Below are 20,383 nucleotides of genomic sequence, written 5' to 3' on the forward strand. Positions count from 1 at the left end.
ATGGCTCAGTCTCAAAAGACCCAAAGCGATGGCGGACCGCTGATACTGTCCTACATGGACAAGGGCGGAAAGATCGCGGTTCAGCAGGTTGCGGACGGCTTCGGCATGTCGAAAACGCAACTTGCCGAAACGGCCGGGCTTGCGCGTGAAACGCTCTACCGGCTGGAGCGCAGCCGGGCGACGAAGACGCAGAACCGCCTTCGCGAAATGCTCGAGATCATCAGCCGGGTCACCGACTGGGCGGGCGGCAAGGAGCAGGCAATGGCCTGGTATCGCGCCCAGCCCCTCCCGGCATTCGGCGGACGAACGGCCGAAGCTCTGGTGAAGGACGGCAAGGCGGCGGCCGTGCGCGATTATCTCGACCACATGGCCCTCGGGGGCTTTGCTTGAGGTTCACCGGAACCTGCTATCGCGCGCATGACCCACGCTGGGCTTTCAAACCTGCATCCGGCGATGGCGCGGCAATAAAGGGCGCGCGCTTCAACCCGAAGGGCGTAAAGACGCTTTACCTTGCACTCAGCATCATGACAGCGGTCAAGGAGGCCAATCAGGGCTTCGCCCATCGTATCGATCCTTGCGTGCTTTGCTCCTACGACATCGATTGCGCCGACATCGCTGATCTGACGACCGAGAAGGGGAGGGCGGAACACGGAGTATCGCTGGAGGAGATGGCCTGCAGCTGGGCGGGCGCGCTTGCCGAGGGGAGACGTCCGGCTTCCTGGGCCATTTACGACCGTCTTCATCCGCGCGGGACCGCCGGCATCCTTGTTCCGAGTTTCGCACCGGGGACCGAAGCGGGAGACCGGAATCTCGTACTTTGGACGTGGGGACCGGATCTGCCGCATCGCGTCGACGTGTATGATCCAAGTGGCCGGCTGCCTAAAGATCAGCTCTCCTGGGGCTGACTGCGTTTCCGTGGTGAAGTGCTTTCCGCGAAATCCGTCCGCGTCGCATTGCGCCGGAATTGCGCCGGGGACTTTCCGGTCCATTTCCGGAATGCGCGGTGAAAGGCGCTCGGCTCGGAAAAGCCGAGCTCGACGGCAAGCTGGGCCACATTCGTCCGGCCGTCGGCGAGGGCTTCCATCGCAAGCGCCCGGCGCAGGTCCTCCTTGATCGATCGATAGGTCTGGCCCTCCTGCTTCAATCTCCGTCGAAGGGTCGGCGCTGCAATCCGCATGCGCGCGGCAAGCGCCTCGAAACCCGGCCAGGCGGACGGAGCCGTGGCATGGAGCCGCTGGCGTATTGCCGCGGACAATCCTGCGTCGTGGCGATAGCGCACGAGAATATTTGCAGGCGCATGCCGGAGGAAGTGCTTCAGTGCCCGCTCGTCACGAATGGGCGGCAGTTTCAGGTACTCGGCATCGAAAACGAGCCGCGTCCGGGGCTGATCGAAGTGGACGGGCGCGCCGAAGAAGAGCCGATAATCGGTTCCGGCGGGGGGCGCACTGCAGCGGAAGTCGACCCAGCGGATCGGAAGCCGGCGTCCGATCAGCCAGCAATTGACGCCATGCAGGATGATCCAGAAGGTACGATAGGCGAAGGCGGAGCGCGTCGCGCCGGCGTCCTTCAGGACAATCTGTGCCAGACCGTTTTCGACGACCAGCTCACCATGCGGTTCCTCGAGGACCACCCTGAGGAAGCGCAGCGCTCGCCGCAGCGCATGTTCGAGCGTCACGGTCGAAAGAATGGCGTGGCATAGCAATGCGAAGCTGCCGGCGCGCATCGGCCGAGCGCCCTCGCCGAAAAACTCGTCATCCATCGCCTGTGCCACCGCATGCCAGAAGGCGCCGTATTGTTCGGCCGAAACCGGACCGGTGACGACGGATGGCAGGCCGGCTTGTGCAAGGAGGGGTTCGGCATCCACTCCATGGCGCCGGAGGCATTCGAGCGTATCGTCCATGAAACATGGGGCGATCATCCGGCGTTCCATGGGCGACGTCCCTCTCGTCGAACATTGCAAAAGCGATCACGTAATCTGAGTCATTCAGTCATTGCATACCATATTTCTCCTCTGCATCATCCCGGTTGGAAAAAGTTGGAGCCGGAGCCTATGCAACTCAATGGCCGCGTCTTTATCGTCACGGGGGCCAGTTCCGGACTGGGCGCGGCTGTGACGCGCATGCTGGCTCATGAGGGCGCGAGGGTGCTGGGGCTCGACCTGAAGCCTCAAGCGGGAGAGGCGCTTGCCGCCGAACTCGGCGCGGCGGTGTGCTTCCGAAATGCCGACGTGACGAATGAGGCCGACGCCACCGCCGCTCTGGCGTTCGCGAAACAGGAATTCGGGCACGTCCACGGATTGGTGAATTGTGCCGGCACTGCGCCCGGCGAGAAGATTCTCGGCAGGAGCGGCCCGCACGCACTGGGCAGTTTCGCCCGCACGGTCGCCGTCAATCTGATCGGGACATTCAACATGATACGGCTTGCCGCCGAGGTCATGTCGCAGGGAGTGCCGGACGCCGACGGAGAGCGGGGGGTGATCGTCAATACCGCCTCGATCGCCGCTTTCGACGGGCAAATCGGCCAGGCCGCCTACGCTGCGTCGAAAGGCGGCGTCGCCGCGCTGACGCTTCCGGCCGCGCGCGAGCTCGCGCGTTTTGGAATTCGCGTCGTCACCATTGCGCCTGGCATCTTCGATACGCCGATGATGGCCGGTATGCCTCAGGATGTTCAGGACGCGCTCGCGGCAAGTGTGCCCTTTCCCCGCGTCTTGGTCGGGCCGAGGAATATGCCGCCCTCGTGAAGCATATTTGCGAGAATACGATGCTTAATGGCGAGGTCATCCGCCTCGACGGGGCTTTGCGCATGGCGCCCCGGTAAGCATGGCCATGCAGGGAGGTTCGAATGAACAAGCAGGATCCTGTGGTCATCGTCGGGCAGGCCCGAACCCCGCTTGGCAGTTTCCAAGGTGAGTTGAGGGACCTTTGCGCCGCCGAGCTAGGGGCGGCCGCGATTGCCGATGCTCTGAAGCGCGCCGGGCTTGCCCCGGATGCGGTCGATGAGGTGATGTTCGGTTGTGTCCTGACCGCGGGCCAGGGACAGGCGCCAGCCCGTCAGGCTGCGCTTGCTGCGGGTCTTCCTCCCGGCGTCGGCGCGACCACCGTTAACAAGATGTGCGGTTCGGGCATGAAGGCGACGATGCTGGCACATGACCTGATCAAGGCGGATTCCGCATCGATCGTGGTTGCGGGCGGCATGGAGAGCATGACCAATGCCCCCTATCTGCTCGACCGCGCGCGGCAGGGCTATCGCATCGGGCACCAGAAGGTGCTGGACCACATGTTCCTCGATGGCCTCGAGGATGCCTATGACAAGGGGCGCCTGATGGGCACCTTTGCCGAGGATTGCGCCGAAGCCTACCAATTCACCCGCAGCGCCCAGGATGAGTATGCCATTGCGTCCCTCGAGAAGGCGCAAAAGGCAAGTGCCGACGGCAGCTTTGCGGAGGAGATCGTCCCCTTGAGCATCGCCTCGGGCAAGGGGGAACGAACCGTCAGCCTGGACGAGCAGCCGCAAAAGGCGCGGTTCGACAAGATTCCCCTGTTGAAACCGGCTTTTCGCGACGGCGGCACGATCACGGCTGCCAACGCCTCTTCGATTTCGGACGGTGCGGCCGCGCTGGTGCTGATGCGCCGGTCGGCGGCGGATCAAAAGGGCATCGCGCCTCTGGCGACGATCTGCGGTCACTCCACCCATGCGGATGCCCCCAGTCTCTTTCCGACGGCGCCGATCGGAGCGATCAAGGCACTCTGCCTGCGCATCGGCTGGGACATCGGTGAGGTCGATCTCTTCGAAATCAACGAGGCCTTTGCCGTCGTGCCGATGGCGGCAATGCGCGAGCTCGGCCTTGATGCGGAAAAGGTGAACGTTCACGGCGGCGCCTGCGCGTTGGGCCATCCAATCGGCGCCTCGGGCGCCCGGGTGATCGTCACGCTCGTCAATGCGCTGCGCCGCCGTGGCCTTAGACGCGGCATCGCCTCCGTGTGCATCGGTGGGGGCGAGGCGACTGCAGTCGCGGTGGAGATATCAGGCTGAGGGAGGACAGGGCGCAGCACGCACGGGCGGCGCGCCTAGCAGGTGGAGGGTGGCGGGCATTGGCGGGCGCCGATGCCTCGGAGAAATAGAAGAGGCCCGTCCAGGGAACGATACGATCCAAAGTCGCCGGTACGGAATGCCTGACGCGTATCTCTGCGCGCCAGACGGCTTTCTGCGTCACGAGTGGGCAGCGCAGGAGGCTTCATCGGGGGCCCGCAGCAGTACTGGGAGCGCAACAATGAAGAAACTACTCTTGTCCGCCGTGGTCGCGACGTCGATCGTCGCACCCGGAGGCACTGCCTGGGCCGACATCCTGATCGGTGTCGCCGGTCCGGTCACCGGTCCGAACGCTGCTTTCGGAGCGCAGTTCGTCAAGGGCGCGCAACGTGCCGTTGCCAATGTCAACGCCGCAGGCGGTGTGCTTGGCGAAAAGCTCAAGATCGTCATCGGAGACGACGTTTCGGACCCCAAGCAGGGCATTTCGGTCGCCAACAAGTTCGTCGCAGACGGCGTCCGCTATGTCGTGGGGCATTACAATTCCGGCGTATCGATCCCCGCTTCGGAAGTCTACGCGGAAAACGGTGTGCTCCAGATCACGCCCGCATCGACAAATCCGCAGTTCACCGAGCGCGGCCTTTGGAACACGTTCCGCACCTGCGGGCGTGACGACCAGCAGGGCAAGGTCGCGGGCGAGTACATCGCCGCCAATTTTCACGGGGACAAGATAGCGATCGTTCACGACAAGACGCCCTACGGGCAAGGCATCGTCGACGTGGCGAAGCAGGTGCTGAACGGCTCAGGCATCGAAGAAGTGCTTTACGAGGGAATTACCGCCGGAGAGAAAGACTTCTCGGCGCTGATCGCCAAGATGAAGAATGCCGGCGTGACGCTCATCTACTTCGGAGGACTGCATACCGAGGCCGGCCTGATCATGCGACAGTCCGCCGATCAGGGGCTCGGCGCCACCCTCTTTTCCGGCGACGGCATGGTTTCCAGCGAACTGGCGTCGATCGCCGGCGACGCAGTCGTCGGGACGCTGAACACCTTCGCTCCCGATCCGCGGCGCAATCCGGCCGCCAAGGAGGTGGTCGAAACCTTCCGTGCCGCCGGCTTCGAGCCGGAAGCCTATACGCTCTATGCCTATATCGCCGTGCAGATCGTTGCCGCGGCCATCGAGAAAACGGGTTCGGCCGACGACGCGCAGAAGGTCGCCGAAACCATCAGGGCGGGTGGACCGTGGTCGACCGTCCTGGGTGAGATCGGTTATGACGACAAGGGCGATATCACGCGTCCGGATTATGTGATCTACGAATGGAAAAAGGGCGAGGACGGAAGGCCGACCTATTTTCAGAAATAGAGCACCGGCGGTTGCATGAAGTGCGGCGTTTCGTGAACATCATGGCTGCGGCAGGAGAGGGGCCTGCCGCAGCCATGATCCGGCGACGGAATTCAGATCCATATCTCAAAGCGTTGGCAAGACCGCCCGAACATGTTCGGCGAAGGCCGCGACCGCGGGAGATTGGTGGTCGGCGTCAGCGAACGCCAGCAAGATGCCCAGATGCGGCAGTTCCGGAAGCGGCGCATTCAGGATGTGGAGATCCGGCGGAACGGCTTCCTGCGTCATGACGCTGACCGCAAGTCCGGAGCGTGCAAGACCGATCAGACCAGCAAGACTGTTGCTCGCATAGGCTATCTTGTAGCGCAATCCGGCGCGCGCCATCGCCTCCCGGGCTGCGCGATGGTCCATGGCGTTCGACGCCGGCAGGGCCAGGGGCACCGTGTCGCCGAAATCATGCAGCTCCAGCGCCGGCTTGCTGCCGACCCAGGCGAGCGGCTCCGTTCTGATGATGGTTTCGGCGTCGTTCAGGTTGGGTGTCGAAACGAGCGCGAGATCGACCTTGTGCGATTGCAGAAGCGCCCGCAATTCGGCCGTGGGAGCGGATACGACCTTGATTTCGACGTCGGGGTATTTCGTGCCGAAGCTCCTCAGGAGCGCCGGAAAGAAGGATATCAGATAGTCCTCCGGACTGCCGAAAACCATGGAGCCGTGCAAACCCTTCTCGGAAAAGGCCGACACCGCCTCGTCGTGCATTTTCAGGATGCGTTCGGCATGAGCGAGGAAGCGTTCGCCGCTGCCGGTGAGCCGAACACCGCTGCCGCTGCGATGCAGCAGGCTCTGGCCGAGCATCTCCTCGAGCCGCTGCATCTGCATCGTGACCGCGGACTGCGTACGCCCGACCTGCACCGCCGTCGCGCTCAGCGACCCGGAATGGGCAGCATGCACGAAGGTGATCAGCAGGCGAAGGTCGAGCGGTCCATGCATATCAGTTTTCCTTATATCTGAATCCCAACACTATCAATTTTACACAGAACTTGTCAGTCGCTATCGATTCCCAGGTGTTTGGAGGCTTACAATGTCGAAAAATCAGGATCCCGCCTTCTGGGCGGCCGCGAGCAGGCATCTGATACGCTATGGCGGAAGCTTCGACCCGGCCATCATCGAGCGGGCCCGGGCTCCTTCGTTTTCGATGCGGACGATCGGCCCATCCTCGATTTCACATCGGGACAGATGAGTGCGTTGGTCGGCCATTCCCATCCGCGGATCGTCGAAACCGTCCAGCGACAGATGGAAAAGGTCGCGCATTTGTTCAGCGGAATGCTGTCGCGACCTGTCGTCGACCTGGCGGAGCGCCTGGCCGCGCTGGCGCCCGGCCTCGACAGGGTCATGCTGCTTTCGACCGGGGCGGAGTCCAACGAGGCGGCGATCCGCATGGCCAAGCTGGTCACCGGCAGGCATGAAATCGTCGCCTTCTCCAAAAGCTGGCACGGCATGACGGGCGCGGCGAGTTCCGCCACGTACAGTGCCGGCCGCAGGGGATATGGCCCCGCGATGGTCGGCTCGCTCACCATTCCCGCGCCCAACGCGTTCCGTCCGCGCTTTCGCCACCCGGACGGCAGCCTCGACTGGGAGACGGAACTGGACGATGCCTTCGCGCTCATAGACAGCCAGTCGACCGGCAGCCTCGCCGCCTTCATAGCCGAGCCGATCCTGTCGAGCGGCGGAATGCTCGAATTGCCGCAGGGCTATCTCGCAGCGCTGAAAGAGAAATGCCACGCGCGCGGAATGCTGCTGATTCTGGACGAGGCACAAACCGGAATCGGCCGGACCGGCAGCATGTTCGCATTCCAGCGCGACGGCGTCACGCCCGACATACTCACGCTTTCGAAGACGATCGGCGCCGGCTTGCCGCTTTCCGCCGTGATGACGACCGCCGAGATCGAAGATGCGGCACATGAGAAGGGTTTCCTCTTCTACACGACGCATGTGTCGGATCCCTTGCCGGCCGCGGTAGGGCTGGCCGTGCTCGATGTCGTTGCCGAGGAGGGGCTGGTCGACCGCGCCCGCCTGACAGGCGGGAAGCTCTTCGACGGGCTGTCGCAACTTAAGCAGAGGTTCGAATGCGTCGGCGACGTTCGCGGCCGCGGCCTCATGCTCGGCGTCGAGATCGTTAAGCCGGGCCCGAGCAGGAGCGCCGATCACGAGCTTGGCGGCAGGATCGCCGCCGAGGCTTTCCGCCGGGGATTGAGCATGAACATCGTCAAGCTTCCCGGCATGGGCGGCGTGTTCCGCATCGCGCCGCCGTTGACGATTTCCGAGGAGGAGATCGACCTCGGGCTGGACATCATCACGCAGTCCATTGAGGCGGCTCTTTCCCTCGGCGCGAGCCTTCCCGACCTTGCGGCAGAATAGGGAAGGCAGCCGATGACCGAAACGAATTGCACCGGCGGTGGCCTTGGCGACGACGCCGAAACTCCGTCGCACGCGGCCGACACCATTCGTGTCCTTGTCGCCAAGCTGGGCCTCGATGGCCATGACCGCGGCGCCAAAGTGGTGGCCCGCATTCTGCGCGATGCCGGCATGGAAGTGGTCTATACGGGGCTCTACAAGTCGCCGAAGGACGTCGTCGCGGCGGCGATCCAGGAGGATGTCGACGTCATCGGCGTCAGCCTTCTTTCGGGGTCGCACGTCCCGCTGTTTCGCGAATTGTGCCGCTGCCTTCGCGAGGAGGGCGCCGAGCACGTTCTCGTGGTCGCCGGCGGCGTGATCCCCGAGCAGGACTATCCCGCCTTGCTGGAATGCGGCGTCGATGCGATCGTTCCGCAGGAGGCGCGTGCGGAGGTGATCGTTACGGCGATTGCCGATCTCGTCGCCGCCCGTGGCCGCATATGACCGTCGTCACGCAGTCCGGATCGGCGAAGCGCGGGGTCTACACGCCCTCCACGGAGTTGGCCGAGGGCGTCCTGGCCGGGCGGCCGATCGCCATTGCCCGAATGATTTCCCGCGCCGAAGAGGGGCACAGGGAAGCGGCCTTTGCCCTGGGCGAACTCTACAAGCGCGGTGGAAGAGCTCATGTCGTCGGGATTACCGGCGTCCCGGGCGCAGGCAAGTCCACGCTCGTTTCCGCCCTGATCAAGGCCTATGCCGCCGAAGGCCACAAGGTCGGAGTCATTGCGGTCGATCCGAGCAGCCCGTTTTCGGGTGGCGCAATACTGGGCGATCGCGTCCGGATGAGCGATGCGGCCGCGGCGGGCAATGCCTTCGTGCGCAGCATGGCGACCCGAGGTCACCTCGGCGGACTGGCGCGCTCGACACTCCAGGCCGTCGATATCCTCGACGCGGCTGGTTATTCGCCGATCATCATCGAAACGGTCGGAGTGGGACAAGACGAGGTGGAGGTGGTCGCGGCGGCGCACACGATCGTCGTCCTGTCCGCGCCCGGCCTCGGTGACGACATACAGGCGATCAAGGCCGGCATCCTGGAAATCGCGGACATTCACGCCGTCAGCAAATGCGACAAGCCCGAGGCATCGGCAACAGTGTCGGCGCTTCGGGGGATGATGGCGCTTGGCGGAGACGGCGCCGGTTCGGACTGGAAGCCGCCTGTCCTGCCGGTCAGCTCCGTTTCGGGCGAACGCGTCCGCGAATTGAAGAACACCATCGGGGAGCACTGGGCGCATCTGAACGGAAGTGGCGAACTGGCAGACCGTCAGCGCAACATCTGCAGGACGCGCATTCTCGGAACGGCCAGGCACCTGTTTCAGCAGAAATTTCAGCGGGAGCCAGAGACGCTCGAGCGGCATGTTCGAGCCGTGGCGGACCGGCGGATCGATCCGTCCGTCGCCGCGCGCGCTCTGCTGGGTTGGGAGGACGACTCATGGACGACGTGAAACTGTTCTCGGGAGCGGCGATCGAAGACATCCGGCGAAGACAGACCGAATGGGAGGAGGGCGCTTTAGCCGCCGCTCTCGAAAGGCGGCCGGAGGAGAAGCCGGTGTTTGAGACGGAATGCGGCATCCCGCTGAAGCGGGTCTATACCGCGGCCGACATTGCCGATATTCCCGCAAGCGAGCTCGGTTTTCCGGGCGCCTATCCCTTCACGCGGGGCGTCTATCCGACCATGTATCGGGGCCGGCCCTGGACCATCCGCCAGGTCGCCGGCTTCGGCAACCCCGAGGCGACCAACCAGCGCTACAAATACATGATCCAGACGGGTCAGACCGGTCTTTCGACCGATTTCGACCTTCCGACGTTGCTGGGGCTCGATTCCGACGACCCTATGGCCTTCGGCGAGGTCGGGCGTGTCGGCGTCGCCATCGACACGGTGGACGACGTCGACCGCCTGTTCGACGGCATCGACCTCGAGAAGATCTCGGTCTCCCTCACCATAAATCCCTCAGCCTGGGTCATCTACGCCATGTTCGTCACGGTGGCGGAACAGCGTGGTTGCGACCTGCATAAGCTCACCGGCACGCTGCAGGCCGACCCGCTCAAGGAATACGTTGCCCAGAAGGAATGGATCTACCCGGTCCGGCCGGCCGTCCGGCTGCTGCGCGACCTCATCATGCACAGCGCCTGCGCCACCCCGAAGATCAATCCCGTCAGCCTCAGCGGATATCACCTCTCGGATGTCGGCGGGAACGCGCTTCAGGAAATCGCTTTCATCATGGCTTTCACCATCGCCTATTGCGAAGAGGTGACCAAGGCCGGCATGGATATCGACGAGTTTGCCCCTCGCCTGTCGTTCTTCTTCATCAGTCATCAGGACTTCTTCGAGCAGATCTGCAAGTTCCGGGCCGCGCGGCGCGTCTATGCCAAGATCATGTCGGAGCGCTTCGGCGCACGCAGACCGGAATCCATGCGTCTGCGCGTGCATGTGCAGACCGCTGCCATGAGCCTGACCAAGGTCGAGCACCACAACAACCTCATGCGAACCGCCATTCAGGCGCTCGGCGCCGTACTCGGGGGGTGCCAGAGCATGCATACCAACGGTCTGGACGAGGCTTTCGCCATCCCGACCGAGGAGGCGATGAAGCTCGCCATCCGAACCCAGCAGATCATCCGCGAAGAGATCAACGTGACCTCGGTGATCGATCCTCTCGGCGGCTCCTACTTCATCGAGCGGCTGACGAAGGACATGGAGGACGAAGTCTGGAAGATGCTCGATGAAATCGACGAACGGGGCGGCGCGATCAAGCTGGTGGAGGAGGGGTGGTTCCAGCAGAAGCTCGCCGACTCCGCCTATGCGACTTTCAAGAAAATCGACTCGGGAGAAAAGATTTCGGTCGGCGTGAACAAATACGCCGATCCGGCGACCAGTACGGCGGATGTGCACATTCACCCCTATGACGAGCATTGCACGCAGCTGCAAATCGACCGTCTGAACGCCGTGAGGGCGAACCGTGACAACGGGCGCATCCAGCGCCTCCTGAAAGAGCTTGCCGAGCAGGCGCAATCCGAAGACGTCAATCTGCTGCCGAAAACGATCGAACTGGTGAAGGCCAAGGCGACGCTCGGTGAGATCTGCGGCGCTCTTCGGGAGGTCTGGGGCTCCTATGCCGAGCCGATGATCGTGTGAGGAGGGAGACGATGAACAACACTGTCATCTCCAAGAACGAGGGAGCGGTCGCCTGGGTGAGGCTGAATCGGCCGGAGCGGCTGAATGCGATGAACCGGCAGCTCGTCGATGGGCTCTCCCGGGCGCTCGCCGACGCGGAAGCGGACGAAGGCATACGCGCCGTGATTCTCCATGGCGAGGGCAGGGCGTTCTGTTCCGGCGACGACCTCAAGGATCTCGATGCGCAGACCGCTTGCGAGGCGGATACGCAAGCCTGGGTCGAGGCCATTCAGAACATCACGCTCCAGATCATGCAGTCGCGCAAGATCGTGATTGCGGCCGTGCACGGCTGGTGCGTCGGAGGTGCGCTGGAATGGGCCATCAACTGCGATTTCCGGCTGTTTTCCGAAAGTGCCCGCTGGTTCTTTCCCGAGGTGACCTACGGCTTGTTCGTGACGGGAGGCGTAACCGCATTGCTGACGAAGCAGGTCGGGCCACAAGTGACGAAAGAGCTTCTCATGCTCGGTGAGCGGCACGACGCGAGGAAGGCGCTGGACGTCGGCATCGCCTGGAAGGTCGTCCCGGACGATCGCCTGCTGGAGGAGGCGCGGGGACTGGCTCTGAGGATCGCGGAGCGTCCCGCAGACGCTGTCGCGGACGCCAAGCGCGCCATCAATGCCGGCCTTCACTCGACCCTTCAGGACGCCATGGCACGAGAGACCGCAGCCACGGTTCGTGGTTTCCTGTCTCCGCAGGCGCAGGCAAGAGCAAAAGAGTTTTGACCGTGTCGCAAACAACAGTCACCGTTTCCCGCTCGCCCGTTCCGGGCATGCACGACGACGAGATCGAAGACCGCGTCCTGCCGAAGATCCTTCTCCGTCAGGCCGAGCGTTTGGGATCGGCGCCCTTTCTCGATATTTGCGGGCGCCGGGCGAATTTCGAGGAGATGTTCGATGCCTCCTGGCGACTGGCGAGCGGTCTTCGCATGCTGGGCATCGGCAGGTCCGACCGGGTTGCGATGCTCCTTCCCAATTGCTTCGAACTCGTGGCGACCTGGTTTGCGGTTGCGAACCTCGGAGCCATCGAAGTGCCGAACAATCCCGGTCTGAAGGGCGACCTGCTCTGGCACAATCTGAACAATTGCGGGGCGGGGGTGCTGGTCACCGACGCGCGTGGCGTGATCGAGCTCGCAAGGTTGGAGCAGAGGCTGCCGGACCTGCGTACCCTCGTCCTGGTCGGCGTCGATCCCGCCGAAGCGCGTGCGGCCGGCCTGCGGATCGACCGCATCGTCCGCTTCGAGGAATGCCTGGCCTCCCTGCCGGCCGTCGACCTTGCAGGGCTGCATTATTCCGACCCGATGGCGATCCTCTATACCTCCGGTACGACCGGCCCCGCCAAGGGCGCCCTGATGTCGCATCATCATTGCTATTCATGGGCGGCGGCCATGGCCGCCAATCTCGGATACAGCACCGACGACAGCTATTTTTCGGCATTGCCGCTGTTTCATACCGATGCCCAGATGTTCGGCGTCTACTTGCCTTTGATCTACGGCACCCGGGCGACGCTGGTCGAAGGGTTCAGCGCCTCGCGTTTCTGGGAGCAGGTTCGTGAAAGCGGCGCGAGCGCGACCAATCTCCTCGGAGCCATGGCCGTCATACTGATGCGGGCGGCGCCCTGCGAAGGCGACAGGGATAATCCGGTGCGGGTTTGCCAATGCATTCCCATGGTGCCGGAAAAGGAGGCCTTCGAGCAGCGCTTCGGCATGCGCCTCGTCACTGGTTACGGCCAGACGGAAACCAGCTTCGTGACCCTCGACACGGTGGATGCCACGCGGCCGGGCTCTTGCGGAATGCCGCACCCCGACTGGGAAGTGGCCGTCGTCGACGAAAAGGACAGGCCGCTGCCGCCGGGCACGGTCGGCGAAATCGTCTCGCGCCCGAAAAAGAGCTGGAGCATGTTTTCCGGCTACTACCGGGCAGACGCCAAGACGGTGCAGACTCTGAGAAACCTCTGGTACCATTCCGGCGATGCGGGGGTGATGGACGAGGATGGCTGGCTCTACTTCAAGCACCGGCTGAACGAGGCCATCCGGCGCCGGGGCGAGAATATCTCTGCCTATGAAGTGGAAACGCTGGCCGAAGCGCATCCCGATGTCGTCGAGAGCGCCGCATTCGGCGTCGCGTCCGAGTTCACCGAGGAGGACATCATGGTGGTCGCTTCGCGCCGGCCGGGCTCGACGCTGACGCCGGCGGAACTGCTCGACCATTTCCGCGCGCTGGCGCCGCGCCATATGGTCCCTCGTTACCTCGAGATCACGGACGCGCCGCTTCCGCGCACCCCGACCGAGAAGATCGCCAGGAGCATCCTGCGGCAGCGCGGTGTCAGCCCGGAAACATTCGACCGGGGTTCACGCTGATCCCGCCTCACCGGCGCCCGCCCGGCTTGCCATCCTCCCTTCGATGCGAGAAGTAGGAGCGTATATCGAATTGAGCTGCGGCAGCCGACGTCTGTAACCGGCAGCCGATCCACGCGGACTTCTCCGGATTGCGGCGGTCCGCCGAACCGGAGAAGGGCGAATGACGACTATCACGATAGACGATGCGCTCGACCGCGCCGGAACCGGCGCCTACCAGCGCCGCCTCATCGCCATTTTCGGTCTGGTTTGGGCCGCCGACGCGATGCAGGTGCTGGCGGTCGGATTCACGGCCGCATCGATCGCCGCCACTTTCGGGCTGTCGGTTCCGCAGGCGCTGCAGACGGGCACGCTGTTCTTTCTCGGGATGTTGTTCGGCGCCGCGGGTTTCGGCAGGCTCGCGGACCGTATCGGCCGCCGGCGCGTCCTGATTGCCACCGTCGCCTGCGACGCAGTCTTCGGCCTGTTGTCGGTCTTTGCACAGGATTTTTCCATCCTGCTTCTGCTGCGGTTCCTCACCGGCGCGGCGGTGGGGGAACTCTGCCGGTCGACTATGCGATGATGGCGGAGTTTCTGCCTGCTCGCAATCGCGGCCGCTGGCTGGTGATGCTGGAGGGCTTCTGGGCCGTCGGCACGCTCATCGTTGCGCTCGCCGCATGGGGTGCGAGCCTCGCCGGGGTAGCGGACGCCTGGCGCTACATTTTCGCCGTGACTGCACTGCCGGCGCTGATCGGCCTGGGGCTGCGTTTCCTGGTGCCGGAATCGCCGCTCTATCTGCTTCGCCGCGGAAAGACCTCCGAGGCGAAGGCCATCGTCGATCGGATCCTCGTCGTCAACGGCAAGACGCAGCTTGGTGCCGATGCATCGCTGGTGCCGTCGCCGGTGGCGCAGAGCGCCGGCATTTTTTCCGTCGATCTTCGCAAGCGCAGCCTGATGATCCTGGCCATCTGGTTTCTGGTCTCGATATCATATTACGGCGTCTTTACCTGGATGCCTCCGCGGCTCGCGGGCGAAGGCTTCGGGTTCGTTCGGGGCTACGGTTTCCTCGTCGTCCTGGCGTTGGCGCAGATCCCCGGCTACGCGCTGGCCGCCTACGGGGTCGAGAAATGGGGCCGAAGGCCTACCCTGATAGGCTTCTGCCTCCTCTCGGCACTTGGCTGCCTGCTCTTCGTGATTGCCGGCACTGCAACGCTGATCGGGGCTTCGCTCCTGATCATGAGCTTCGCCTTGCTCGGCACCTGGGGCGCGCTTTATGCCTATACGCCGGAGCTCTATCCTACGGCATCGCGGGCGACGGGAATGGGTGCTGCCGGCGCCATGGCCCGGCTCGGCGGCTTGCTTGCTCCATCGCTGATGGGTCTGGTGGTGGCGCAGAGTTTCGGTCTCGCCATCGGCATCTTTGCCGGCCTTCTGCTCGTGGCTGCCGTTGCGGCCTTTCTGATCGACGCCGAGACGCGCCAGGTATCGCTGGCCTGAGCTCTCCGCAATGATGTGAGCTCGCTGCGATTCCCGGGATGCGGGCGGAAAGCCGAACAAGAACGCGATCAGATGGCAAGCACACGGTGTGCTCGCGCGGGGAGCACATCACACACAGACAAATGCTACCGATTCAGGTGCTTTTTATCTTGCCGTTCATTCCATTGGGGTAGAAGCCACCCTTGCTGACGCCTTCCTTATCGGAGAGATAAACGATGCGTAGCACCTCTTGCGGGGTCCGGGTGAACGCAATCGCATCCGGCGTCGAGGGAACGATGTTGGCCTTGCCATCCATCTGAATGCCCTGATCCTTGTCTTCCGCGCCATCAATTTTATCCCTTGCGTCGGACACCGCTTGCGCGGCCTTCCAGGCTTCTTCGCCCTTCCGGTAAAGGGTAGATCGCGCCATGCCCATGTGGTAGGCCTCGACTGCCAGGATGCCGGCGGCGGCGGCGAGAAAGTCCTTGTTCTTGAGGACGGTGGCTGCTCCGGCATAGGCGGTAACGCCAACATCTTCGAATAGCATGCCGCCGAGCACGAAGTTCGTCTCATTACCGAACGGATCAAAGTCCTCGCCGAGCCCCGCCGCTTTCGCGACCGCGGCAAAGCCGGCGTCAAAATCAATGGCCGGCCTCGGCACAGCCTGATCTGCGAGCGTCTTGCGATAGAATCTGACGTGCGCAAGTTCGTTTTCCGCAACCTCCCGCATGAACGCGCCAATCGCAGGGGTAGCGAAGGAGACTTGCTTGCCGCCGGTCACCGGGCCGGCGTCAGAACCTGCATCGGAATCATCGATGCCTTTGCCCGTCGTGCCACGCAGATAGTACTCAGCTTCCATGTATTCGAGGTTGAGCGCAAACTGGAATATGTCCTCGTCCTCGACGTCACTCGGCTCGTCGGCCTGCGATGTCGCGGGGAAGCCTGCGGTTGAAACGAGCGTTGCCCCGAGGCCAAGCTGCAAAAGGCGGCGGCGCGGAAGGAAAATTGATGGCAGTGCGCGGATCATGGCTTCCTCCTTGAAGCCCGCCCGGCGTCAGTCTTGGCTCCTCAGGTGCGGGCCAACTCTGTCGAACGTTGCACGAGCCGAAATGTTCCGGAACATGCCTGCTGTCGCCCCTTATCCGACTTCGTCTCAGGCTTGCTTCATCTCGTCCGCGCGTAACCGGCTCGAAATCTGCTGTACCGCCGTTCGATAGTCCCATAAGATGTCTGCGACAACTAACAGTCGCAGTCATATGATGAGTTTAGGATGCGGGGTATGGGAATATTCATGCCGAGTAAGAAAAAGGGAGGCGGTCGCCCGTCGCTGTCCTCGCAGGTGGCAGACGCCATAAAGGCGCAGATCGAGGCGGGATACTATGCGCCGGGCGACAAGTTGCCGACCGAGCCGGCCTTGATCGACAAGTTCGGCTTCAGTCGGACGGTGGTGAGGGAGGCGATCGCAGCGCTTAGGGCCGATGGCCTGGTGGAGTCGCGGCAGGGGTCGGGCGTCTTCGTGATAGGGCCACGGCAGAGCGACCCGGGCCTCCGGCTTTTCACCGGCGAGACCGACAAGATTTCCGATATCATCGAGGAGCTCGAACTGCGCATCGGCATCGAAGTCGAGGCGGCAGGCCTGGCGGCGGCGCGCAGTTCCCCGGCGCAGGAGGCCGAAATCCAGACTCAGGTCGAGCGCTTTGCCCATCTCGTCGCCGAAGGGAAGCCCACGGATGAGGCCGATTTCCAGTTTCACATGGCTATAGCGACTGCCACCAACAACACCCGCTTCCGCACCTTTCTGGAGCATGTCGGGCGCCGCATGATCCCGCGCGTGAAGTTTCGCACGGTCATGGGCGGCGTGGATCCGTTGCCGAGCCGGGACGAGCCCATTCTCCTCGAGCACCGCGAGATCGCCGAGGCGATCCTTGCGCGGGATCCGGACCGGGCCCGGGAGGCCATGCGCCGCCATCTCGTCACCGGGATCAAGCGGTACCGCTCGCTGACGACCTGGCGCCCGAGCGAAAAATCCGGCGAGGTTGATTGACTCATCTCAAAAGTCATCATATGAATTTCCCGTCTTAAGCTCGCAGCCGGAGGGAATTCATTGTCGCCTGAAGAAATCAAGTCGCGTGTCGGTTCGGGGCTCTTGTCCTTTCCGGTCACGCACTTCACGTCGGACTACAAGCTTAATCTGGAGAGCTACCGACGCCATGTGGAGTGGCTTTCCGGCTTTGAGGCCGCGGCCCTGTTCGCTGCCGGCGGCACCGGCGAGTTCTTTTCGCTCTCGCCGAACGAAGTGGGCCAGGTCACCCGCGCGGCCAAGGACGTATCGGGCGAGGTGCCGATCATTGCGGGTTGCGGCTACGGCACGTCCCTTGCCGTCGAGACCGCGAAGATCGTCGAGGAGGCGGGTGCCGACGGTATTCTCCTGCTGCCGCACTACCTGACGGAAGCGCCGCAGGAAGGCATCTATGCCCATGTGAAGGCCGTCTGCGATTCGACGGGCCTCGGCGTCATTCTCTACAACCGCGCCAATTCGGTCGCCAATGCCGACACGGTCGCGCGCCTTGCCGAGGCCTGCCCCAACCTGATCGGCTTCAAGGACGGAACCGGCAAGGTGGACCTCGTGCGTCATGTGACGGCCCGACTCGGCGACCGGCTCTGCTATATCGGCGGCATGCCGACCCATGAACTCTTCGCGGAAGGCTTCAACGGCGTCGGCGTCACGACCTATTCGTCGGCGGTTTTCAATTTCGTGCCGGAACTGGCGCAGCGCTTCTACCGGGCCATGCGTGCCGGCGACAAGGCGGTGATGGAAGGCATTCTTCATACGTTCTTCTTCCCCTTCGCGGCCCTGCGCGACCGCAAGGCCGGCTATCCGGTTTCGATCATCAAGGCGGGGGTGGAGCTTGCCGGTTTTGCGCCGGGCCCGGTTCGCCCGCCGCTGGTCGACCTGACCGGCGAGGAGCGGGAGATATTGCAGGGGCTGATAGAGGCATCGCGCCGCTGAAAAGAAACATCGGGCCGGGCGCCAGGAGGATGGCGCCCGCCTCAAACGTCGTCGTTCCAACTGGGGAGGAGTGCAATGGGAAACAAATCTGTTCGCGTCATCGCAGGCGCAATGGTGGTGGCCGGCTGGGCCGGCGGGGCCGGCGCGCAGAGCGCCTCGGAAATCAAGATCGTCCTGCCGGAACAGCCGGCCAATCTTGAGCCCTGCGGTACCATCATCACCAATGTCGGTCAGATATTGAGCCGCAACGTCGTCGAGCCGCTGACCATCGTCGATCCGAAAAGCGGTCAGCCAATACCCGGTCTTGCGACCGAGTGGAAGCAGACCGATCCGAACACCTGGCAGCTCAAGCTGCGTGAAGGAGTCGAGTTCCAGGACGGAGCCGCTTTCAATGCCGAGGCGGTCAAATTCTCGATCGAGCGGATGACCGGCGGCAAGCTGACCTGCAGCAACATCGCCAAGTTCGGCGATGCCAAGCTGACGGTCACGCCGATCGATGACCTGACGGTCGAGATCAAGTCGGACAAGCCGCAGCCGATTCTGCCGACGCTGCTCAGCGTGGTCATGATCGTCTCGCCGAACACGCCGGCGGACAAGGCCGTGAACGATCCGGTCGGAACCGGGCCGTTCAAGCTTTCGAGCTTCACTCCGCAGACGGTCGTGCTCGAAGCTTTCGACGGCTACTGGGGCGAGAAGCCGGCCATTGCCAAGGCCAGCTATGTCTGGCGCCCGGAATCCTCGATTCGCGCCGCCATGGTGGAGACCGGCGAGGCCGATCTGACGCCGTCCATTGCGATCCAGGATGCGACCAATCCGGAAACGGACTTCGCCTATCTGAACTCCGAAACCACCGCGATCCGCATCGATGCCGGCTTTGCTCCGCTCGACGACGTCCGAATCCGCAAGGCGCTGAACCTGGCGATCGACTGGGATGGTCTCGCGCAGCTTTTCGGCGAGGACGTGCAGCGGGCTTCGCAGATGGTCGTCACCGGCATCAACGGCCACGACGACAAGCTGGCGCCCTGGGCGTTCGATGCCGAAAAGGCGCGGGCGCTGATTGCCGAGGCCAAGGCCGCGGGCGTACCGGTCGATACCGAAATCGAACTGATCGGCCGCAACGGCATCTACCCCAACGGTACGGAAGCCATGGAAGCCATGATGGCCATGTGGCAGGATGTCGGCCTGAACGTCAAGCTGACGATGCTCGACGTGAACGATTGGCTGCGTTACCTGCAGAAGCCTTTCCCGGAGAGCCGCGGGCCGAACCTGCTGCAGATGATGCACGACAACAACAAGGGTGATGCCGCCTTCACCGTTCCGATCTTCTACACCTCGGGCGGAAGCTATTCGACCTTCGAGGATGCGGGCCTCGACAAGGAGGTCGCCGATGCCATGGCTGCCACCGGCGAGGACCGTACGGCAAAGTTCAAGGCGATCTTCGCGAAGGTGCATGACGATCTCGCGGTCGACATCCCGATGTTCCACATGATCGGCTACACCCGGGTCGGCAGCCGCCTCGAGTGGAAGCCGGACATCACGACCAACAGCGAGATCCCGCTCGCCAATATCGCCCTCAAGGACTGAGTGTCATCATCCGGGCGAGCGCGCGACACGTTCGCGTGCTCGCATGAACTGCAAGGGAATCCAGAGGCTCCGCATGATGCTCGGCTATATCGGCCGGCGGGCATATCACAGCGTAATTTCGGTGATCGGTCTGCTGACGCTCGTCTTCTTTCTCACGCGTTTGACCGGCGATCCGTCGGCCCTCTACCTGCCGCTCGATTCAAGTCTCGAGGCGCGCCAGGCCTTCGCCCGCCTGAACGGTCTGGACCAGCCGATTTACGTGCAGTTCTTCCAGTATCTGCACAACCTCCTATCCCTGGATTTCGGCCAGTCCCTGCGGCAGAACCGGTCGGCGATCGAGGTCGCTCTCGAGGCCTTTCCGGCCACGTTGAAGCTGGCTTTGGTTGCGATGACGCTCGCAACCGTTCTGGCCATCGTCGTCGGCGCGCTGGCCGCTGCCCGTCCCGGGAGCCTGTTCGACCGCGTCGCCGGCCTGGTTTCGCTGGCGGGTGCGAGCACTCCCGATTTCTGGATCGCGATCGTCGGCATTCTCGTCTTCGCGGTCGGGCTCGGCATGTTGCCGACGTCGGGAACGGGCACCGCCCTGCACTGGATCATGCCGATCGTCGTGCTGATGCTGCGTCCCTTCGGGCTGCTGGTCCAGGTTGTGCGTGGCACGATGATCTCTGCGCTCGCCTCGCCCTTTATCAAGACCGCCCACGCCAAAGGCATGAAGCGTCGCAAGATCATCTTCGGTCACGCGCTCAGGAATTCGCTGCTGCCGGTGATCACCGTCGCCGGCGACCTGGCGACCGGTCTGATCAACGGCGCCGTCGTCGTCGAGACGATCTTCGGCTGGCCGGGCATCGGCAAGCTGATGATCGATTCGATCGTTCAGCGCGATTTTGCCGTGGTGCAATCGACGATCCTCGTCACGGCAATCGCCATCTTCATCGTCAACATCGCGATCGATCTTCTTTACGCAGTGCTCGATCCGCGCATCCGCTACTGAGG

The 20,383-nt window shown here is 63.3% G+C and carries 16 protein-coding genes and 3 pseudogenes; 16 read left to right on the forward strand and 3 right to left on the reverse strand.

Features of this window, described 5'->3' with window-relative positions; translation table 11 throughout:
• On the forward strand, positions 1–390 hold the full coding sequence (locus N0Q91_RS22325; RefSeq protein WP_102763209.1) for an antitoxin Xre/MbcA/ParS toxin-binding domain-containing protein: 390 nt from the start codon (positions 1–3) through the stop codon (positions 388–390).
• Positions 387–905, forward strand: coding sequence for an RES family NAD+ phosphorylase (locus N0Q91_RS22330; RefSeq protein ID WP_275598267.1), 519 nt, complete (start codon positions 387–389; stop codon positions 903–905). The genes N0Q91_RS22325 and N0Q91_RS22330 overlap by 4 nt, the downstream gene beginning before the upstream one ends.
• On the opposite strand, the gene N0Q91_RS22335 is transcribed toward N0Q91_RS22330, so the two are convergent.
• On the reverse strand, positions 887–1,930 hold the full coding sequence (locus N0Q91_RS22335; RefSeq protein ID WP_275598268.1) for an AraC family transcriptional regulator: 1,044 nt from the start codon (positions 1,928–1,930) through the stop codon (positions 887–889). The two genes, N0Q91_RS22330 and N0Q91_RS22335, sit on opposite strands and share 19 nt — an antisense overlap.
• A gap of 120 nt (positions 1,931–2,050) precedes the next feature.
• Here N0Q91_RS22335 and N0Q91_RS22340 point away from each other — a divergent pair.
• From N0Q91_RS22340 to N0Q91_RS22350, 3 genes and pseudogenes are all read left to right on the forward strand, one after another.
• Positions 2,051–2,817 (forward strand): annotated as a pseudogene (locus tag N0Q91_RS22340) (SDR family NAD(P)-dependent oxidoreductase).
• Between the two features lie 24 nt (positions 2,818–2,841).
• The gene (locus N0Q91_RS22345) at positions 2,842–4,032 is read left to right on the forward strand and encodes an acetyl-CoA C-acyltransferase (RefSeq protein WP_275598269.1); all 1,191 of its coding nucleotides are present in this window, start codon (positions 2,842–2,844) and stop codon (positions 4,030–4,032) included.
• Positions 4,033–4,270: 238 nt separating this feature from the next.
• Entirely contained in the window at positions 4,271–5,389 is a 1,119-nt protein-coding gene (locus N0Q91_RS22350; protein WP_275598270.1) for a branched-chain amino acid ABC transporter substrate-binding protein, read from the forward strand.
• 105 nt (positions 5,390–5,494) lie between these two features.
• Here the strand turns inward: N0Q91_RS22350 and N0Q91_RS22355 are convergent, their stop codons facing one another.
• A complete protein-coding gene (locus N0Q91_RS22355; protein ID WP_275598271.1) occupies positions 5,495–6,355 on the reverse strand; it encodes a LysR family transcriptional regulator in 861 nt (286 codons plus the stop codon).
• Positions 6,356–6,446: 91 nt separating this feature from the next.
• Here N0Q91_RS22355 and N0Q91_RS22360 point away from each other — a divergent pair.
• The 7 genes and pseudogenes from N0Q91_RS22360 (at position 6,447) to N0Q91_RS22390 (ending at position 14,817) form a co-directional block, all read left to right on the forward strand.
• Positions 6,447–7,783 (forward strand): annotated as a pseudogene (locus N0Q91_RS22360) (class-III pyridoxal-phosphate-dependent aminotransferase).
• 12 nt (positions 7,784–7,795) lie between these two features.
• Entirely contained in the window at positions 7,796–8,263 is a 468-nt protein-coding gene (locus N0Q91_RS22365) for a cobalamin B12-binding domain-containing protein (RefSeq protein WP_275598272.1), read from the forward strand.
• Positions 8,260–9,261: a methylmalonyl Co-A mutase-associated GTPase MeaB gene (gene meaB, locus N0Q91_RS22370; protein ID WP_018096312.1), complete on the forward strand. Its 1,002-nt coding sequence runs from the start codon at positions 8,260–8,262 to the stop codon at positions 9,259–9,261. The genes N0Q91_RS22365 and meaB overlap by 4 nt, the downstream gene beginning before the upstream one ends.
• A complete protein-coding gene (locus tag N0Q91_RS22375) occupies positions 9,249–10,949 on the forward strand; it encodes a methylmalonyl-CoA mutase family protein (RefSeq protein WP_275598273.1) in 1,701 nt (566 codons plus the stop codon). Before meaB ends, N0Q91_RS22375 begins: the two co-directional genes overlap by 13 nt.
• 11 nt (positions 10,950–10,960) lie before the next feature.
• Positions 10,961–11,710, forward strand: a complete 750-nt coding sequence (locus N0Q91_RS22380) for an enoyl-CoA hydratase/isomerase family protein (RefSeq protein ID WP_018096310.1) — start codon at positions 10,961–10,963, stop codon at positions 11,708–11,710.
• A 2-nt stretch (positions 11,711–11,712) separates the two neighbouring features.
• A complete protein-coding gene (locus N0Q91_RS22385; RefSeq protein ID WP_275598274.1) occupies positions 11,713–13,344 on the forward strand; it encodes an AMP-binding protein in 1,632 nt (543 codons plus the stop codon).
• A gap of 160 nt (positions 13,345–13,504) precedes the next feature.
• A pseudogene (locus tag N0Q91_RS22390) lies at positions 13,505–14,817 on the forward strand (MFS transporter).
• 133 nt (positions 14,818–14,950) lie between these two features.
• Here the strand turns inward: N0Q91_RS22390 and N0Q91_RS22395 are convergent.
• Positions 14,951–15,823, reverse strand: a complete 873-nt coding sequence (locus tag N0Q91_RS22395; protein ID WP_275598275.1) for a ferritin-like domain-containing protein — start codon at positions 15,821–15,823, stop codon at positions 14,951–14,953.
• Between the two features lie 252 nt (positions 15,824–16,075).
• On the opposite strand from N0Q91_RS22395, the gene N0Q91_RS22400 reads away from it, so the two are divergent.
• The 4 genes from N0Q91_RS22400 (at position 16,076) to N0Q91_RS22415 (ending at position 20,381) form a co-directional block, all read left to right on the forward strand.
• Positions 16,076–16,840 carry a FadR/GntR family transcriptional regulator gene (locus tag N0Q91_RS22400; protein WP_275598276.1) on the forward strand — a complete coding sequence of 255 codons (765 nt, stop codon included), beginning with the start codon at positions 16,076–16,078 and terminating at the stop codon, positions 16,838–16,840.
• 60 nt (positions 16,841–16,900) lie between these two features.
• The gene (gene kdgD / locus N0Q91_RS22405; RefSeq protein ID WP_102763196.1) at positions 16,901–17,806 is read left to right on the forward strand and encodes a 5-dehydro-4-deoxyglucarate dehydratase; all 906 of its coding nucleotides are present in this window, start codon (positions 16,901–16,903) and stop codon (positions 17,804–17,806) included.
• Positions 17,807–17,881: 75 nt separating this feature from the next.
• Positions 17,882–19,390, forward strand: coding sequence for an ABC transporter substrate-binding protein (locus tag N0Q91_RS22410; protein ID WP_275598277.1), 1,509 nt, complete (start codon positions 17,882–17,884; stop codon positions 19,388–19,390).
• 76 nt (positions 19,391–19,466) lie between these two features.
• The gene (locus N0Q91_RS22415) at positions 19,467–20,381 is read left to right on the forward strand and encodes an ABC transporter permease (RefSeq protein ID WP_275598692.1); all 915 of its coding nucleotides are present in this window, start codon (positions 19,467–19,469) and stop codon (positions 20,379–20,381) included.
• The last annotated feature ends 2 nt before the right edge of the window (positions 20,382–20,383 follow it).

The organism is Sinorhizobium prairiense (assembly GCF_029201645.2).
Classification (GTDB): domain Bacteria; phylum Pseudomonadota; class Alphaproteobacteria; order Rhizobiales; family Rhizobiaceae; genus Sinorhizobium; species Sinorhizobium meliloti_A.

Coding starts and splice junctions, on each gene's coding strand:
- N0Q91_RS22400 (WP_275598276.1), top strand. CDS start 16,076: ATGGGAATATTCATGCCGAGTAAGAAAAAGGGAGGCGGTCGCCCGTCG.
- meaB (WP_018096312.1), top strand. CDS start 8,260: ATGACCGTCGTCACGCAGTCCGGATCGGCGAAGCGCGGGGTCTACACG.
- N0Q91_RS22415 (WP_275598692.1), top strand. CDS start 19,467: ATGCTCGGCTATATCGGCCGGCGGGCATATCACAGCGTAATTTCGGTG.
- N0Q91_RS22395 (WP_275598275.1), bottom strand. CDS start 15,823: ATGATCCGCGCACTGCCATCAATTTTCCTTCCGCGCCGCCGCCTTTTG.
- N0Q91_RS22325 (WP_102763209.1), top strand. CDS start 1: ATGGCTCAGTCTCAAAAGACCCAAAGCGATGGCGGACCGCTGATACTG.
- N0Q91_RS22350 (WP_275598270.1), top strand. CDS start 4,271: ATGAAGAAACTACTCTTGTCCGCCGTGGTCGCGACGTCGATCGTCGCA.
- N0Q91_RS22345 (WP_275598269.1), top strand. CDS start 2,842: ATGAACAAGCAGGATCCTGTGGTCATCGTCGGGCAGGCCCGAACCCCG.
- N0Q91_RS22380 (WP_018096310.1), top strand. CDS start 10,961: ATGAACAACACTGTCATCTCCAAGAACGAGGGAGCGGTCGCCTGGGTG.
- N0Q91_RS22410 (WP_275598277.1), top strand. CDS start 17,882: ATGGGAAACAAATCTGTTCGCGTCATCGCAGGCGCAATGGTGGTGGCC.
- N0Q91_RS22335 (WP_275598268.1), bottom strand. CDS start 1,930: ATGGAACGCCGGATGATCGCCCCATGTTTCATGGACGATACGCTCGAA.
- N0Q91_RS22355 (WP_275598271.1), bottom strand. CDS start 6,355: ATGCATGGACCGCTCGACCTTCGCCTGCTGATCACCTTCGTGCATGCT.
- N0Q91_RS22375 (WP_275598273.1), top strand. CDS start 9,249: ATGGACGACGTGAAACTGTTCTCGGGAGCGGCGATCGAAGACATCCGG.
- N0Q91_RS22365 (WP_275598272.1), top strand. CDS start 7,796: ATGACCGAAACGAATTGCACCGGCGGTGGCCTTGGCGACGACGCCGAA.